Source organism: Ilumatobacteraceae bacterium (genome assembly GCA_033344875.1).
GTDB lineage: Bacteria > Actinomycetota > Acidimicrobiia > Acidimicrobiales > Ilumatobacteraceae > Ilumatobacter.
On record JAWPMO010000001.1, the window covers coordinates 1708939 to 1725260 of the forward strand.

A 16322-nucleotide genomic window follows, 5' to 3' on the forward strand; every position below is an offset into this window, starting at 1 on the left:
CGGGATCCAGGTATGACCGCCGACGCGCCTCAACTCGACCTCGAGCTGCTGCGGCAGATCGAGCGGCGTGTGCTGTGGCTCGCCGCCCGGATCATCGACCACGCCAACCGCCGCGGCACGACCGACGTCAAGGTCGGTGGCCACCAGGCGTCGAGCGCGTCGATGGCATCGATCATGACGGCGCTGTGGTTCGGCCACATCGGCGGCGAGGACAAGGTGGCCGTCAAGCCGCACGCCTCGCCGGTGTACCACGCGATCAAGTACCTCACCGGCGAACTCGACCGCTCGTACCTCACCACGTTGCGGCAGCGTGGCGGGCTGCAGGCGTACCCGTCACGCACGAAGGACCCCGACGTGTCGGACTTCTCGACCGGTTCGGTGGGGCTGGGTGCCGTCGCTCCCCTGTTCTCGGCGCTGACCCGTCGGTACACCGACTCGCACTTCGGCGAGCAGCCAGCGGCGCGATTCGTCGCGCTGGTCGGGGATGCAGAACTCGACGAGGGCAACGTCTGGGAGGCGATCGCCGACCCGGCCACCCAGGAACTCGGCAACTTCACGATGGTGGTCGACCTCAACCGACAGTCGCTCGACCGTGTGATCCCCGACATCGCCGCGGTACGGCTCAAGCGGTTCTTCGCCGACGCCGGATGGCACGTGGCAGAGGCCAAGTACGGGCGACGCCTGACCGCGGCGTTCGAGGAGCCCGGCGGCGATGCACTCGAGGCGCACATCGACACGATGTCGAACGAGGCGTACCAGCACCTGTTCACGCTCGACGGCGCCGACTTCCGCCGCAAGTTCCTCACCGCCGCCGACCCGGAGGTACGCGCACACGTGGACGGTCTCGACGACGACGCCCTCAAGCATCTCGTGACCGATCTGGGTGGTCACGACCTCGGGTTGCTGCTCGACACGTTCCAGGCCTGTGACGCAGAACCCGAGCGCCCGTCGGTGGTGTTCGCCTACACGATCAAGGGGTTCGGGCTTCCGATGGCGGGCGACCCGATGAACCACGCAGCGCTGCTGTCGCCCGAGCAGATCGACGCCTTCCGCGACGAGCTCGGACTCGACGAGACCACCGAGTGGGACCGCTTCGACCCCGACTCCGACGCGGGCCGCTGGTGTCGGCGTGTCGGTGGCGACATCAACAACGCTCCCCCGACGCCGCGACCCGTTCCGCCGGTACCGCGGGCAGCCCGGTCGCTGACCACCAACGGCTCGGTGTCGACCCAGGAGGCATTCGGGCGCGTGCTGGCCAGCCTCGCCGACGTCGACGGAGTCGGCGACCGCATCGTGACCACGGCACCCGACGTCTCGATCTCGACCAACCTCGGCGGCTTCATCAACAAGCGTGGCGTGTACGCGCACACCGAACGCGACGATCACGGCGGTGCCGAGCGGCTGCTCAAGTGGGCCCCGGGGCCGACGGGGCAGCACATCGAACTCGGCATCAGCGAGATGAACCTGTTCATGCTGCTCGGCCAGCTCGGTCTGGCTCACGAGCACCACGACCGCCACCTGCTCCCGGTCGGTACCGTCTACGACCCCTTTGTGCTGCGCGGCCTCGACGCACTCATCTACGGGGTCTACAACGCATCACGGTTCGTCGTGGCGGGCACGCCGGCGGGCGTGACGCTGGCGCCCGAGGGTGGTGCCCACCAGTCGACGATCACGGCGTCGGTCGGCGCCGAGCTCCCGAACCTCACCTACTCCGAGCCGGCCTTCGCGACCGAGGTCGACTGGTTGCTGTGCGACGCGCTCGATCAGCTGTCGCAGCCCGACGGCACCAGCAGCTACCTGCGATTGTCGACCCGACCGATCGACCAGGCTCCCTTCGCCGCCGCCGTCGAGCGGTACGGCGAAGACCGACTGCGGGCCCAGGTGTTGGCCGGCGGGTACCGGCTGCACGACGCACCACCCGACGGCCGCCCAGGGGTCACGCTGGTCACCACCGGCGTCATGGCTCCCGAGGCACTCGCAGCTGCCGCCGAGCTCGACGACGAGGGTGTGCAGGCGTCGGTGGTCCATCTCACGAGCCCCGACCGTGTGTACCGCAGCTGGCGAGACGGGTTCACCCGCACCGCGGCAACGGCCCGGGTCGTGCGGGCGCCCAGCCAGCTGCACCGGATCGTGCCGGCCGCCGAGCGGCGACGCCCGATCGTGAGCGTGCACGATGCGGCCAGCCATAGCCTGGCGTGGATCGGATCGGCGCTCGGCACCCGCCAGTACACGCTGGGAGTCGACCGGTTCGGTGAGTCGGGCACGATCGCCGATCTCCACGAGATCACCGGCATCGACGCCGGCAGCATCGTCAACGCTGCGCTGATCGCCGTGAGCGAAGTCGACATCATCGACGACGACTGATCCGCTCAGCCGGCCGGTTGGAGCGGCACCAGGTCAGCGACCAGCGCTCGTGCGATGCGGGTGAGTTCGTCGGAGGTGAGATCGGGCTCGCGTTCACCGACCGGCAGCACGATCGTGCCGTCGGGTCGGATCGAGGAGCTGCGGCCGTTCCGGTCACGTCGGGTTCGCCATCGTTGTCGGTGTTCGAACCGGTTGTGCCCACCGCATCGGACATCGGCGTTGTGCTGATCGGTCGCGCCGGAGCCACCTGCCCATTCGTCGATGTGATCGACCTCGGCGAACCGGGACGGCACTCGACAATCCGGGTGCGTGCAGGTTCGGGTCAGCAGCTTCGCCGCTTCTCGGGCGCTGCCGGTGAACAACCGTTGCCGGCGTCCCAGATCGGTCGCCACCCCCGCCGAATCGACGACCACCCGACGGACATGACCCGTCAGGAGGGCTCGCAACAACAACGTCGGATGGATCGGTGTGCTCGACGATTGGCAGACCCTGTCGCGTTCTTGAGCCTCCCAGCCCCGGAATCGCGACACCGCCCGTGGATACTGCTCACGTCGGAGGACCGTCCTGGATCCCCACGATTCGGCTGAGTGCTGGATGCGTCTCAGTCGAGCGCGCCGAGGACCTTCTTGGCTCGGTGTTCGAACACGATGGAGGTCTGTTCGTCGCTGACGTGCGGGGCGTTGGCGACGGCGGTCAACACGGTCTCGCTCAGCGCCTTCACGTCACGCACGCTGACGTGCACCAGCACGTCATAGGCGCCCGTCAGCATCGTGACCGCAATCGTCTCGTCGAGCGACCAGATCGCATCCATGAACTCCTCGACGGCGGCCGGCGTCTTCGGCTGGAGCCGCACCGACACCAACGCCTCCACATGTCGCCCGAGCGCCTCGGGAGCGATGTCGGCGTGATACCCACGGATCACCCCGTCGGCCTCGAGCGCCCGCATTCGGTGCAGCATCGTCGACGGTGAGACCCCACACGCCAGAGCGAGGTCCTTGTTCGAGCGCCGCGCGTCGATCTGCAATTCGGCGAGAATCCGGCGATCGATGTCGTTCATGTTCGGCAGATTACCCAATTGCGTCGCAGATATTTCGGTCCGATACGGATGCTTGCCACATCAGCGCAGCTCTGGTGAGATGGATCGCCAGGAGGCCACCGTGACCGACACCCCGATCCATCATCCGCCGACCGAGAGCTACACGCTCGCCGACCGGTACCGGCGCGAGCGGGGCGAGGTGTTCCTGACCGGTATCCAGGCGCTCGCCCGCATCCCGGTCGAGCAGCTGCGACGCGACCGAGCTGCTGGGTTGAACACTGCGGCGTTCCTGTCCGGCTACCCAGGCTCGCCGCTCGGCGGCTTCGACCTCGAGATCGCCCGCGTCCGCAAGCTCGTCCCCGACCTCCCGATCGTCCACCAACCAGCGGTCAACGAAGAGTTGGGCGCCACCTCGGTGATGGGGTCGCAGCTCGCCCAGGGCCGGCCCGACGCCACCCGCGACGGCGTCGTCGGGTTCTGGTACGGCAAGGCACCCGGTCTCGACCGCGCCGGCGACGCACTGCGCCACGGCGTGTTCGCCGGGTCGAGCTCGAACGGCGGCGCCGTCGTGCTGGTCGGCGACGACCCCGCCTGCAAGTCGTCGACGATGCCGTCGTCGTCCGACGCGTCGCTCGTCGACCTCCACATGCCGATCCTCTATCCGGGCACGATGAGCGAGTGCATCGAACTCGGCCTGCACGCGGTCGCGATGTCCCGGGCGTCGGGTCTGTGGTCGTCGATGAAGATCGTCACCCCGGTCGCCGACGGGTCGGGCACCGTCACGCTGCCGGTGCTCGACACCGATCCGATCATCCCCACGATCGAGATCGACGGCGAACGGTGGGTGAGCCACCCGACCGCCAAGTTCCTCGGCCGGCGGATGCTCGACGTCGAGCGCGAGTTCCGCGAGGTGCGTCTGCCCCTCGCCCAGCGCTACGGCGTCGACAACGGTCTCAACCGCATCAGCATCGACCCGCCCGACGCGTGGATCGGGTTGGTCGCCACCGGTTTCACCTACCACGAGATGCTCGACGCCCTCCGCCGGCTCGGCCTCGACGGCCCCGAGCAGTTGGCCGCCGCCGGCGTGCGCGTGCTCCAGCTCCGGATGCCGGTGCCGTTCGACGCCGACCTGGTGCGCACGTTCGCCCGCGGGCTCGATGAGATCGTCGTGGTCGAGGAGAAGAACCCGACGCTCGAATGGCTGATCAAGGACGCGCTGTACGGGCGAGGGCCCCAGCCGCTGGTCGTCGGCAAGACGCACGAGGACGGGCGCACCCTGATGCAGTCCTGGGGTCGACTCGACGCCGATGCGATGATGCCCGGTCTCCGCGAACGCCTCGCTCCCCGCCTGGCCGACCGCCTCGCGCCACCGCCACAACCCGCCCGCGAGCGCGCCCTGATCCCACTCGCCGTCAACCGGACCCCGTTCTTCTGCTCGGGGTGCCCCCACAACTGGGGCACCAAGGTGCCCGACGGCGCACTCGTCGGAGCCGGTACCGGCTGCCACGGCATGTCGCTCCTGATGGACGAGGATCGGGTCGGCGAGACGATCGGCATCACGGCGATGGGCAACGAGGGCGCCCAGTGGGTCGGCATGGCCCCCTTCGTGGAGACCGACCACATCTTCCAGAACTACGGCGACGGCACGTTCTTCCACTCGGCACAGCTCGCACTGCAGTACTGCATCGGTGCCGGCATGAACATCACGTTCAAGATCCTCTACAACGGCACCGTCGCGATGACCGGCGGCCAGGACTCCACCTCACCGATCGCAGTGCCCGAGTTGGTGACCATCCTCCTGGCACACGGCGTCAGCAAGGTGGCCGTCACCGCCGACGACACCGCCCGCTACGACGACATCACCCTGCCACGGGGCGTCGAGGTGCACGACCGCACCGACATCGTGGCCGTCCAGGCCGAACTCGCCGCCACCCCCGGCGTGACCGTCCTGATCCACGACCAGTTCTGCGCCGCCGAACTCCGCCGCGACCGCAAGCGCGGCAGGCTCGAGATGCCGACCCGGCGGGTCGTGATCAACCACCGGATCTGCGAGGGGTGCGGCGACTGTGGCGACGTCAGCAACTGTCTGTCGGTGCAGCCGATCGACACACCGCTCGGCCGGAAGACCACGATCGACCAGGCGTCGTGCAACTTCGACGAGAGCTGCCTCCAGGGCGACTGTCCTGCGTTCATGACCGTCGAGGTCGGCCCGGGCCCCGACGCGCCAGGCCATTCGACGCCGGCCGGCGACGTGCCCGACCCGGAGTTCGACACCGAGACCGACCTCGTGCGGATACGACTGGCCGGCATCGGTGGCACCGGTGTCGTCACCGTCGCCCAGGTCCTGTCCACCGCCGCCATGTTCGACGGTTGGGAGGTGCGTGGGCTCGACCAGACCGGCCTCAGTCAGAAGGCCGGGCCGGTCATCAGCGACGTCGTGCTGGCCCACGACCACCACGGTTCCTCGAACCTGGTCGGCGACGGCCAAGCCGAACTGATCCTCGCGTTCGACGCGATGGTCGCCGCCGACGACGGCGCCCTCGCCGCCGCCGACCCCGACCGCACCGTCGTGATCGCCTCGACCGCCGAGACACCGACCGGTCGCATGATCTCGCACCCCGACATCCCCTATCCGATCGAGTCGATCACCGATCGACTCACGGCGAGCACCCGATCGCACCAACTCCTCGATGCGACACGCCTGTCGGCTGCGTTGACGGGCAACGAGGCCCAAGCCAACGTGCTCCTGCTCGGCGTCGCCGTGCAGCTGGGCCACGTGCCGGTCTCGGTGACGTCGATCGAGACCGCGATCGAGCTCAACGGCGTCGCGGTCGACGCCAACCTCGCCGCGTTCGACTGGGGACGCCGCTGGGCACACGACCACACGGCGGTCGAGTCGCTGGTTCCCCGGCACACCGGTCACACCACGACGATCACGGTCCCCGATCTCCCCGACCGTCTCGGGGCCCGGATGGCGGCGATCACGCCGGCGGGCGCCTTCCGCGACCTCGTGACCATGCTCGCCGCCGACCTCGTCGCCTACCAGGACGAGGCGTACGCCGACCGATTCCTCGATGCCGTGACCGCCGCCGCCGAGCACGAGCGTGCAGCGGTGCCGAACTCGTCACGATTGACCGAAGCCGTCGCCCGCAGCCTCCACAAACTGATGGCGTACAAGGACGAGTACGAGGTCGCCCGCCTCATGCTGCTGCCCGAGGGCGAAGAGGCGGCTCAGGCCGTCGGGGGCCCCGGTGCCGCGGTCACCTGGCGGCTCCACCCACCGATGCTGAAGGCGTTCGGTATGGAGTCGAAGCTGTCGATCGGCACCTGGGCCAAGCCGGTGTTCGGCGCGCTCCGACGCGGCAAACGACTGCGGAGCACCCGACTCGACCCGTTCGGCCGCACCGAGATGCGACGCACCGAAGCCGCGCTCCCCGACGAGTACCTCGCCACGATGTCCGTCGTCTACGCGTCGCTCACCCCCGACCGGCTCGACCGCGCCGTCGACATCGCCGGTCTCCCCGACATGATCCGCGGCTACGAAGACCTCAAGCTGCGCCGCGTCGCCGAGTACCGCTCCGCCGTCGAGGCAGCGCTCACGGAGTACCGCGCCTGAGATCCACCAGGACGGTCAGGAGACGGTCGCAAGCAGCATGAGCGTGCGGTCGATGATCTGCTCGGCGATGTCGGCGTCGTAGTCGTCGACGCTCGAGTCGGCGACGAGGTGACGCGCCGTGTCGTACCGGAACAGCTCGGCGCCCGGTACCGCCGCGGCCAGGGCCTGCGCCTCGTCGAGGTCGCCCCACGAGTCGTCGGGTGCGTTGTGCAACTGGAGCGCCACACCCTCGGGCCAGTCGTCGGCGAACGTGCCGAGCGGGATCGCGGCATGGCACAGCACCGCGCCGACCGCCCGCCGGTGCGTCTGCGCGAGGCTCTGCGCCGGGAGCACCCCGAGCGAGAACCCGATCGTCACGAACGGTTCGTCGGTCGCCGTGACGACCGCCACGCCCCGGTCGATGATCGTGTCGAATCCGATCGCCTCCGCGTGGCCGACACCGGCTTCGATGGTGTCCAACGTCTCGCCGTCGTAGAGGTCGGGCACCATCACCCGATGACCGGCGGCCATCAGGCGGTCGGCGAACGCGCGCACACCCGCCGTCACCCCCAGGGCGTGGTGGAACACGATGACGTCCACCATCAGGCCTCCGCCATGGTCTTCAGGTTCGCGAGCGTGGTGGCGCAGGCTCGTTCGAGGTGGTCGCGCCGTCCCTCGATCTTGCCCGGATACACCTCGGGCAGCGCCAGCATCGGCGCCTCGAACGACTCGGTCACGATGCAGCCGTCGCCGTGCGACTCGACGACGTACCGCCACGTGGTGGCGTGTTCGAACTGCGGCGGGACCTCGTAGGCGAACGACCGACCCGGCTCGAGTTCGGTGACGACGCAGTCGGCGTGCCACTCGTAGTCGCGGACCCGGTTGTAGCCACGGAACCTCGCTCCGATCTCCACGATGGTCGAGTCGCCGAGGAACTCACACCGCTCGTTCTCCGGGCTCAGTAGGGGGAGCCGGTCGAGGTCGGTCAGGATCGCGAAGACCGCCTCGGGGCAAGCCGAGATCTCGATCGTGGCGGAACCGCTCGTGGGGCTCGTGCTCGACGTGTCGCTCATCCGCCCACGATGTCACAGCGCACGAGCGGGGCCCGAACGCGAAGAAACCCCAGGCCGGAGCCTGGGGTTTCGTGTGGAGCTGAGGGGAATTGAACCCCTGACCTCGTCATTGCGAACGACGCGCTCTGCCAACTGAGCTACAGCCCCGTAGTGCGGACGGCAGTGTATCGGCCGGTTCCGCGAGCAGCGACCCGACTCAGTGCTGCATCCAGTCGTTCGGCCAATTGCCGGTCTCACGCTGACGGAGCTGGGCGAGCATGTACATGTAGCCGCACAGACCGAGGAAGGCGATGGCGAACAGGTACAGCATCACCGTCTCCTTGGTGGTCGCGGCGAGGAACAGCGTGCTGCCGGCGGCGAGCACCAACATGAACAGCACGTTCGAGCGACGGCGGCGCACCTGGTCGGCAGCCGAGGTGGCGTGACGGGCGGGCGCCTGACGCTGCTGCTCTGCCCGGCTCGGACGAGGCTGACCACCGGTGGGATCGCCGTGGCTGCGGCGTCGCGGTGCGGCCTCACGAACCGGTGCGGCGGCCGCGGCCGTCGCCCGTCCGCCGTGGGCACGGGTGCCGCCACGACGCAGCTGCGCCGCCTGCACACCCGGGCGGCCGGCGGCTGCGGGACGGTGCAGCGGGCTCTGCGCCAACGGGCGAGCCATGCCGCCACGCATCGGACCTGCAGCTCGGTTGGGCACCGTGCTCTGCAGCCGGTTGAGCTGGCGACGGAAATCGGTCACCGACGAGTTCGGACGGTTTTCGATCCGGGAACGGAGCAGTGGTGGAATCAGCACGGCTGCCCAAGCAGCTGCGACGACCAGGAGGACGAGTTCGCCCATGTGTGACACGTTCCTTTGTGATGAGGATTCGAGACTTGTCGCCGAGATCGGAGCGGCCCCGCCGCAGCAGGATCGGTCAGGTCCGACGTTTCATTACGATTCTACGACATTCGTAACACACACGGCAACGTCAGGGGCCGATGGGGCGATCGTGCCGACTCACTCCTCGGGCCGCCGATAGGTGCCGGAACGACCACCGGTCTTCTCCCACAGGGCCAGATCGCCGATGGTCATGCCACGATCGGCCGACTTGCACATGTCGTAGATCGTGAGTGCCGCGGTCGAGCACGCGTGCAATGCCTCCATCTCGACACCCGTGCGGTCGACGGTGTCGACGAACGCCTCGACCGCCACGTGATCGTCGCCGATGTCGAAGCTGATCGACACCGCACCGACCAGGAGCGGGTGGCAGAGCGGGATCAGGTCGGACGTGCGCTTGGCCGCCTGGATGCCGGCGACCCGGGCCACGGCGAGCACGTCGCCCTTCTTGACCTCACGGTTGGCGATCGCCGCGGTCGTCTCGGGCTTCATGAACACCTTGCACCGGGCGACCGCTCGGCGGTGCGTCGGCTCTTTCGGGGTCACGTCGACCATACGGGCGTGACCCATCGGATCCAGGTGGGTGAATTCGAGATCGCTCATGCCCCGCCCACCGTAACCCGTGGCCGACGGTCGACGAGCCCTCGCGGTCAGGCTGCGACGACGGTCACGGTCCGCGTGACGGTCGCAGCCTTGCCCCACCCGTCGGTGGTCGTCAGCGTCACCGTGTACGTACCCGGCGCCGGGAAGGTCCGAGCCGGCGCCGTCGACGACGACGTCGAACCGCCGTCGCCGAAGTCCCAGCGGTACGAGAACGTGTCACCGGGGTTCGGGTCGGCCGAACCCACACCCGAGAAGTTGCAGACCAGCCCGACACACGACGGGGTGCCGATCGTGGGGACGGGCGGCAGGTTGCCGGTCGGCTCGGTGATCGGCGGCAACGTGAGCGAGAAGGTCGCCGTGGCGTTGTACTCGTCGCGCACCGTCAGGACGGCCGTGTACGTCCCTGGCGCCGTGTACGTGCGCGTCGGCACCGGACCACTGGCAGACCCCTGGCCGAACGACCACGAGTAGACGAGGGTCGTGACGTTCTCGTCGGTCGAACTCCGCCCGTCGAAGGAGCACACGTTCTCGGTGCAGCTGTACGTGAAGTTCGCGACCGGCGGCTGGTTCGCCGGCGCCGCCACCGTGATCCCGGTGCGCTGGTACGACGGTGAGGTCATGAACCCGTGCTGGTCGACGCCTCGAGCGAGCACCGTGTACACCCCGGCCGGGATGACCGGCGACGTGTACGAGAAGTTCGATCCGGGCGACCCCGGGCTGTTGAGGAACGCGCTGCGGTAGCTCGCGGTCGTGCTCGTGAACGCCCCGCTGCTGTTCATGTAGCGGCCGGCGCCGTCGACGATCGCGATCTGCACCTGGGCGATCTGCTGGTCGTCCTCGACCCGACCGCTCACAACGATCTTGCCGTCGTCGAACGAGGCGCCGTCGCTCGGCGAGAACAACGTCTCGTTGAAGACCGGTGGCTGGTCGCCCGGGTAGAAGCGGTAGCGAGCCGTCGCGCCGGACGTCGACGGGTCCTGCTGTCCACTCGTGTCGAACGCGAACGCAGTCACGTCGTAGTCACCCTGTGCGAGCAGCGTGGTCGAGTACGACCAGGTCGTGCTCGTCGCACCGGGGTTCGCCAGCACCGTCGGCAGCAGGTGGAACGCAGCAGACAGCGAGCCGTTCGCCTGCACGTACCGGCCGCTCTCGCGTTCACGAAGCGTGACCATCACCGACGCCACCCCGATGTCGTCCGTCGCCGTACCCGTGAGATCGAGCTGCAGCGACGGCTGGTTGGGTTGGGTGCCGGTGATGTCGAGGCGGCCGTCGGGCGGGAGGTCGTCGGGCACCTGCACGTTGATCGTGAGGTTGCCGCGGTTGGCCGACGTGGTCGTGAGGTCGAGATCGTCCGTGGCCCGCACCGAGAAGACATAACTCCCGGGCGCCAGGTCGAACGGGGTGGTGTACGACCAGTTGTAGGTCGTGCCCGACAGGTTGAGCGGCGAAATCCGGAACACGCCGGCCAACGAGTCGACGCCCCAGCTGCCATCGTTGGCGAGGTTCTCGCGGGTCACCGTGTTCCGAAGGGTGATCTCCACGTTCTTGAGTCCCTCGTCATCGATCGCGGTCCCGGAGAACGTCACCGCGGCACCGGGCAGCATCGTGATCGGTGCCGTCGCCGTCGGCGGGTTCACAGCCGCCGGGGCGGTGATCGTGACCGTCGGCGCGATGGCCGTTGCACTCACGATCCACGTGCGAGCGGCGCCGCGGAGGTCGGCCTGGCCGGCGGTGTCGACGGCGATCGCCTCCACGCTCCACTGGCTCTCGTAGGGCACCGTGACCTCGGCGGACCACGTCGCGCTCGTCGCCCCGATCACATCCGGTTGGACTCGGAACGTGTTGTAGGTCCCGCTCACGCTGCCGTCGTCCTGGAGATACCGGTTCTGGACGTCGCGGACCGAGTAGTTGATCGCGTTGACCCCGAAGTCGTCGCCCGCGGTTCCGGTCAACGTGAAGACCAACGTCGGAATGACGGATCCCGACGGGCCGTTGATCGACGTCGCCGGCGTCTCGTCGGCGAGACCGAACGTCTCGAACGTCTTGATCGCCTTCGACGCATCCTGACTGTTGTTGAGTCCGACCGTTCGCGCTCGCAGGATGATCCGGCGGTTCCCCGAGAGCGTGACGGGCTGCGACCACGTCGTCGACGTGGCGTTCGGCGACGCGAGCGGCACGTAGATCGTGTTGAACGCACCCCAGGTGGTGAGATCGTCCTGCAGATACAGGTTGCGGTCGCGGTCCTGGATCTCGAGCTGCACCCGCCGAACCCCACTGGTCGCGGTCGCCGTGCCTTCGATCACGAACTCCTCGTCGGCTCGGGCGACACGCCCCTCGATCGGCAGTGTGATCGCCGTCTCGTTCTGGCCGACCGCCGGCACCGCGGCGAAGTCGTACACCGCGATTCGACCGACGTTCGCCGACCCCTGCGTCAACGCGTCGCCGCCGGTGATGACGCCGCGGGGATGCACGAGCATCGCCTTGTTCCCCTCGAACGAGTTCGATCCGGGGTTCCACTCGAGCGACTTGCCGTCGGCCGGGTCGAGGGCGCCGATGTGGTTCCGGATGACGATGTCGTCGCCGAGGCCGTAGCCGGCGAGCCCCTGCCCGCGGCCGTAGCCGACGTTGGTGAGCCCGGGCCACGGGTCGGGTGCCGATGGGGATTCGGCGTAGTTGAAGTGTCCGCCGACGTAGACGGCATCGGCGCTGATCGCGACGGAATACACGCTGTCGAACAACCGCGAGATCCACAGCGGTTCGGCGAAGTCTCCGCCGGTCAGCGAGAACGCGATGGCCGTGTCGTTGATCGGCGGGCGGTCGCCGCCCGACCCGCTGGTCACCACGAAGTACTGACCGTCCGGGGAGATCGCGCCCGCGTACGCACGCTGGATGCCGCCGACGAACTGCAGGTTGTCCTCCCAGAGCCGGGTGCGCCACGGCAGCAGTTGGTTGCTCCGGGTGTCGATGAGGCCGACGCCGTAGCGGTCCTGCCCTGCGATCCGGCGACCGGTGTGGACGACCAGCAACGTGTTCAGGTCGGGCGAGAGCACGAGCGCCTGGACGGTCAACAATCCGTTGACGCCGATGCCACCGGACAGGTCGTTGGCAAAACCGTTGACGACCGCTCCGGTCGTGGCGTCGAGCGCCGCCAGCCCGGTCCGGGGCGTTCCGTTGACCGCCGAGAACTGGCCGCCCACGTACACCGTCGAGTTCGTGGCCTCGACCGCCGTACCGGCGGCGTTGGCGTGGGCGGTGAATCCGGGGATGACCGCACCGGTCACCGGATCGAGCGCCGCGATCTTGCGCTTCGTCACGCCGTTCACCGTGTTGAAGCGACCGACCACGTAGAGACGTCTGCCGTCGGGCGACGCCTCGATCTCCTGGACCGTGGAGTCGAATGTCGGGCGGAAGCCGGCATCGACCAAACCGGTGTCGAGGTTGAACGAAGCAAGATAGCGCTGGTTGTACGAGGTCGTGTTGCCACCTCGATTGTTGGCGATCGACGAGAAGGTCCCGGCGATGAAGACCCGGTTGCCGATGTACTCCAGGTCGGTGATCTCACCGGTGGTGATCCGTGGCATGTCGGTGCGTGTGGTCGACGGCGGCAGGGCTCCCCCACCCATCGGTGGGGCGGTCGTCGTGACCGACCGGGTGGCGACGCCGATGCCCCCACGATCGTCGGTGACCGCGAGCGCCACCGTGTCGGTCCCGGCGGCGCTGTACGTCTTGCTCACGTTGAGGCCGCTCGCCGACGACCCGTCCCCGAAGTTCCAGGTGTACGCGACGATCGAGCCGTCGGGGTCGGTCGAGCCCGACGCATCGAAGCTGCAGGTGAGGTGGACGCACGACGACGTGAACGTCGCCGTCGGCAGCTGGTTCGTGGGAACACTCGACGCGGGGATGACGACGGTCCAGCCGATCCCCTTGCCGCTGGTGACGCTCGATGTGGCAGTGGCCCCCGGCCAGTTGCCCGCGCCGACGACGGCGTCGCCGATCGCTGCGGTGATCCGACCGGATCCGCTGCCGAGGGAACTCGCCCGGTTGGTGACACCGGCCGGCAACACCCATCCGGTGTTGCCCGAGGTCTTGTTGGCCCAGTAGCTGACGACCACCGTGTCGGCAGCGGCGATCGATGCCGCAGGTGTCGTGAGCGCCACCGTATTCCCGGGGATCACCGACGACGTGGCGGTCACCGTCGGTGCGCCACCCGCGTAGGCGAGGAGCATCCGCGAGGACTTCGCCGAACCGCCGAGCGGCGTCACGACCGTGGTGCCGGCGGTGTTGGCCGCCGCGGTGCGGGCGAAGACCCACGACGTGACATCGGGGCCGCCGTCCTGGCGAGTGCCGAGCAGCGTCCAGCCGGCAGGCGTGCCGGCCGTGGTCGACGTGTTCGCGGTGACGATCAGCAACAGTTGGTCACCGCCCTGCACCGTCGCAGGTACGACGATCGCCGGGTTCGCACCACTGGAGTTCGCGGTGACCGATGCTCGGAACATCGGCGGGACCGCCAGTGCGGTGGACGCCGGAATGGTTCCGACTCCGACCACGAACGAGAACAACACGAACAGGGCAATCTTCCGCCACATTTTCGATTCCGCCTTGGAACTCGACCGCCTAGGGTGGCGATAAGAATCGTCACTCTACGCGTTCAGCTCTCGAAAAGTCGAGCAGTATCTGACGTTCTTGACCGAATGTTTCCCCAGCGTTCGACGGATTTCCACGGCAGCGTTCGCGTGAACACAGAGAGTGCCCAAACTGGGTCGGGCGCCGGATTCGGCAGCGCCGAGCGGTTCTTCAGCGCCGGATCGGCCCGGTGTCGACCACCTCGAACCAGTCGCCGCTGACCCCTGTGAGCCGGCCGAGATCGTCGTCGTCCCACGTGGGACTCGGCGCGCCCTGGAAGAACCAGTTGGATCCGTTGTCGGCGACGATCACCCCGTATCGCTGCATCGCCACGGCGATCACCTTCGCCTGGCCGGTCAGCGAGTCGACGTCGAACTCGGCCTTCAGGCGGAGGCGCAGACCCATCGGCGGCAACGTGGGATCGGACCGGTTCGACGCCGCATGGGTCGCCGGCAGGATGTAGCCGTCCTGCGTGCGAGCGAACGTGATGCGGATCGCGTGGTCGATCGAACCGGCGGCGACCTCGTCGTACCGCACGAGCCCGGGGAGGATGGGCAGGCCTGCGGCGTCGGCGCTGGTCCAACCGAGCGGGCGCAGGTCGTTCGACCCCAGATCGAAGCGGGCCCCACTGTCGGCCGCCCAGCCCGCACCCGAACGGAACGCCCGATACAACTCGAACAACTCGCAGGTGCCCGACCGGACCACCAGCACGTGGCGGTCGCCCGTCGCACCGCTGCCACCCTCGACCGGTGCGTCGAGCGGCACGGGGAACGGGCCGGGGTCGCTCTCGTCGCCGTACGCCCGATACTCGATCGGGACCTCCGCCTGATCGGCACCCACGACGACGTACGGGATGCCGTAGTCGGGGTTCTCGCCGAAGTCGGGGTGCAGCCGCGTCCCACCGTTGGCCTGGATCGTGGCGATGATCGCGTCGGAATCAGCGCGGAGCGGGTCGGTGTCGACCCGACGATTCCAGGCGTTGTCGGCCGGGAACACGTGGCAGCCGCCGACCGACGGACGGGCATCGCGGATGCGTTCGGCCTGCTCGCCGACGGTCGCCGCCTCGTCGATACGAGTGATCGCGGCCAGCGCGACGCCACCGATCGAGGCGGCGGCGACGGCGATCCACAGCGCGGCGCTGCGGCGCACGCGTTCAGCCGCCGATCTGGCTCATCGTCCGGGTCGGACGGATGAAGTTGACCTGGTTGATCTGATGACCGGCCCATTTGGTGCCGACCGCCGCATGGATCCGGGCCGCGATCTGTTCGTCGGTCTCGCCGTTGCGCAGCGCGGCCCGCAGATCGAACTCGTCGGTGGCGAAGAGGCAGGTGCGGAACTGGCCGTCGGCGGTGAGCCGGACCCGGTCGCAGTCGCCGCAGAACGGCTTGGTGACGGTCGGGATCACACCGACGGTCCCGCCACCGTCGAGGTAGCGCCAGCGATCGGCCGGTGCGGCGCCGCGGGCGGGGACGAGCTCGAGCGGCCACACCTCGGCGAGCTGCTCGACGATCTCGTCCTGCCCGACCACCTTGCTGCGCTGCCACTCGTCGCTCGCGTCGAGCGGCATGAACTCGATGAACCGGACCTCGACGCCCTCGTCGCGGCCGAAGCGGGCCAGGTCGACGATCTCGTCGTCGTTGGCACCCCGCTCGACGACGGCATTGATCTTGACCGGATCGAACCCGGCGCTCTTGGCCGCTTCGATGCCGAGCAACACGTTGTCGAGTTCGTCGCGACGTGTCATCCGGGCGAACTTCTCGCGATCGAGGGTGTCGAGGCTGATGTTGATCCGGTTGAGGCCGGCCTGACGCAGATCGTGGGCGCAGTTGCGCAACGTCGCTCCGTTGGTCGTCATCGCGACGTCGACGCCGAGCGCCGCCAGCTTGGCGACGAGGGTGGTGATGTGCGCACGGATCGTCGGCTCGCCACCGGTGAGCCGGATGCCGTCGAAGCCGTAGCGCTCGACGCAGATGCGAGCGAGGCGCTCGATCTCCTCGAACGTCAGGATCTCCGAGCGCGGCATCCACTGCATGCCCTCTTCCGGCATGCAGTAGGTGCAGCGGAAGTTGCACCGGTCGGTGACGGAGATCCTCAGGTCGCGCACGACGCGGCCGAACGGATCGACCAGATCGCGTGCCCCGTGCTCCGACATGG

Annotated in this window: 11 protein-coding genes and 1 tRNA gene; 2 read left to right on the forward strand and 10 right to left on the reverse strand. The window is 68.5% G+C overall.

Going from position 1 to position 16322, the window contains the following annotated elements:
- The first annotated feature begins 12 nt into the window (after positions 1 to 12).
- A complete protein-coding gene (locus tag R8G01_08105; GenBank protein ID MDW3213941.1) occupies positions 13 to 2364 on the forward strand; it encodes a transketolase C-terminal domain-containing protein in 2352 nt (783 codons plus the stop codon).
- Positions 2365 to 2369: 5 nt separating this feature from the next.
- Here R8G01_08105 and R8G01_08110 read toward each other — a convergent pair whose 3' ends face one another.
- Positions 2370 to 2756 (reverse strand): HNH endonuclease signature motif containing protein, encoded by a 387-nt coding sequence (locus tag R8G01_08110; protein ID MDW3213942.1) that lies wholly within the window; start codon positions 2754 to 2756, stop codon positions 2370 to 2372.
- A 209-nt stretch (positions 2757 to 2965) separates the two neighbouring features.
- Complete coding sequence (locus R8G01_08115; protein ID MDW3213943.1) at positions 2966 to 3421, reverse strand: Lrp/AsnC family transcriptional regulator; 456 nt, start codon at positions 3419 to 3421, stop codon at positions 2966 to 2968.
- 100 nt (positions 3422 to 3521) lie between these two features.
- Between R8G01_08115 and R8G01_08120 the strand changes: the two genes are divergently transcribed.
- Positions 3522 to 7016 carry an indolepyruvate ferredoxin oxidoreductase family protein gene (locus R8G01_08120; protein MDW3213944.1) on the forward strand — a complete coding sequence of 1165 codons (3495 nt, stop codon included), beginning with the start codon at positions 3522 to 3524 and terminating at the stop codon, positions 7014 to 7016.
- 15 nt (positions 7017 to 7031) lie between these two features.
- Here the strand turns inward: R8G01_08120 and R8G01_08125 are convergent, their stop codons facing one another.
- The 8 genes from R8G01_08125 to moaA all read right to left on the reverse strand — a co-directional run bounded on the left by R8G01_08125 (position 7032) and on the right by moaA (position 16320).
- Entirely contained in the window at positions 7032 to 7598 is a 567-nt protein-coding gene (locus R8G01_08125; protein MDW3213945.1) for a dienelactone hydrolase family protein, read from the reverse strand.
- Entirely contained in the window at positions 7598 to 8068 is a 471-nt protein-coding gene (locus R8G01_08130) for an SRPBCC family protein (protein ID MDW3213946.1), read from the reverse strand. Before R8G01_08130 ends, R8G01_08125 begins: the two co-directional genes overlap by 1 nt.
- Before the next feature lie 74 nt (positions 8069 to 8142).
- A tRNA-Ala gene (locus R8G01_08135) sits at positions 8143 to 8215 on the reverse strand.
- A 49-nt stretch (positions 8216 to 8264) separates the two neighbouring features.
- On the reverse strand, positions 8265 to 8903 hold the full coding sequence (locus tag R8G01_08140; GenBank protein MDW3213947.1) for a hypothetical protein: 639 nt from the start codon (positions 8901 to 8903) through the stop codon (positions 8265 to 8267).
- A 159-nt stretch (positions 8904 to 9062) separates the two neighbouring features.
- Positions 9063 to 9545, reverse strand: a complete 483-nt coding sequence (moaC, locus tag R8G01_08145; GenBank protein MDW3213948.1) for a cyclic pyranopterin monophosphate synthase MoaC — start codon at positions 9543 to 9545, stop codon at positions 9063 to 9065.
- Positions 9546 to 9592: 47 nt separating this feature from the next.
- Positions 9593 to 14041, reverse strand: a complete 4449-nt coding sequence (locus R8G01_08150) for a PKD domain-containing protein (GenBank protein ID MDW3213949.1) — start codon at positions 14039 to 14041, stop codon at positions 9593 to 9595.
- 298 nt (positions 14042 to 14339) lie between these two features.
- Complete coding sequence (locus R8G01_08155) at positions 14340 to 15317, reverse strand: hypothetical protein (protein ID MDW3213950.1); 978 nt, start codon at positions 15315 to 15317, stop codon at positions 14340 to 14342.
- Between the two features lie 4 nt (positions 15318 to 15321).
- Positions 15322 to 16320 (reverse strand): GTP 3',8-cyclase MoaA, encoded by a 999-nt coding sequence (gene moaA, locus R8G01_08160; protein ID MDW3213951.1) that lies wholly within the window; start codon positions 16318 to 16320, stop codon positions 15322 to 15324.
- Positions 16321 to 16322: the final 2 nt, after the last annotated feature.